The organism is Polynucleobacter sp. 35-46-11 (assembly GCF_002281105.1).
This window is the reverse complement of sequence record NZ_NCFJ01000636.1, coordinates 1-1,280: the sequence shown is the minus strand read 5'-3', so window position 1 is coordinate 1,280 and position 1,280 is coordinate 1. Positions and strand designations below refer to the sequence as shown.

General features: G+C 44.8%; 1 protein-coding gene and 1 pseudogene. Both read right to left on the bottom strand.

The features are described 5' to 3' along the window. Positions 1 to 202, bottom strand: a pseudogene (locus B7Y67_RS18340) (carboxypeptidase regulatory-like domain-containing protein); the annotation flags it as partial. Positions 203 to 350: 148 nt separating this feature from the next. Then, on the bottom strand, positions 351 to 1,280 hold a 930-nt coding region (locus B7Y67_RS18335; RefSeq protein ID WP_293599863.1), incomplete at its 5' end, for a quinone oxidoreductase.

Below are 1,280 nucleotides of genomic sequence, written 5' to 3'. Positions count from 1 at the left end.
GACCATTCTCTAATTGCGATAACTCTAACAATAAAGGCCACTGCTTTGACTCCGTCAAAATTGCCTGAGATTCTTCCTCACCAACCCCGCCAGAGATATAAGAAATTCCTTGGGAATATTGAGTATCCGGTATCTGCGCAAATACCATTGAAGAAAACGTGAGACATGCTGCAGAAAGAATCAGTCGGGCATTGAATTTCATGTGAGCCTTATTTCATTAGCGTAAGTGTGCAATTCATTCTACAGTCAAGTACATCACTCAAGTAAGTTGAAGTGTAAGTAAAAAAGCCCCGCACAAGCGGAGCTTTTCAGCAAACTAAATTAATACAACTCATGCTCGGTAACCCACATTAAGGGATCATGATGATTGCACCTGAAACTTTTCTTCCTTCAGCTGCTTTATGTGCTTCAGCAGCTTGTTCAAGCGTGAACTTAGCACCAATTTGCACCTTCACTCGACCTTGTGCAATCGCATCAAACACTGCACGAGCATTTTCTTGAAGCAGCTCTGGAGTAGCGTTATGTGGAAATACAGAAGGTCTAGTTAAAAAGAGACAGCCTTTCTTATTTAAGATCTCTGGCTGGATCTCGGGAGCTGGGCCTGAGGCCGCACCAAATAAAGCCACCATGCCAAATGGTGCAGCACAATCGAGCGATCCTAGGAATGTCGTTTTAGCAACGGAGTCATAAACCACATTCGCTTTACGTCCACCCGTTGCCTTGATAACTTCCTCAACCCAATTTGGGTTTGAATAATCCACCACAGCATCGCATCCCGCCTCCTTTGCTACTGCAAACTTCGCTTGAGAGCCTACAGTACCAACCACAAAAGCACCTAATGATTTTGCCCAGCCAGCCAAGATTTGACCAACACCACCGGCAGCAGCATGCACTAGCACGACATCGCCAGATTTCACCTGATATGTTTTCTGAATTAAATACTGCGCAGTCATTGCCTTAAAGAACACAGCTGCAGCGACTTCATCGGATACATTGTCTGGCACTGAGACCAACTTATCTGCTGCGACATTACGTGCACTCGCATAAGCACCAATACCAGCATTGATATACATCACACGATCACCGATTTTGAATCGAGTGACACCTTCACCAAGCGCCTCAACTACACCAACTGCTTCATGACCCAAACCTGTTGGCAACTCAAGTGGGTAATAACCAGAGCGCTGATAGACATCAATAAAGTTAAAACCAATCGCAGTTTGACGAAGCTGAACTTCCCCTTTTCCTGGAGCTGGAAGCTCTTTATCAATTAACTGAAT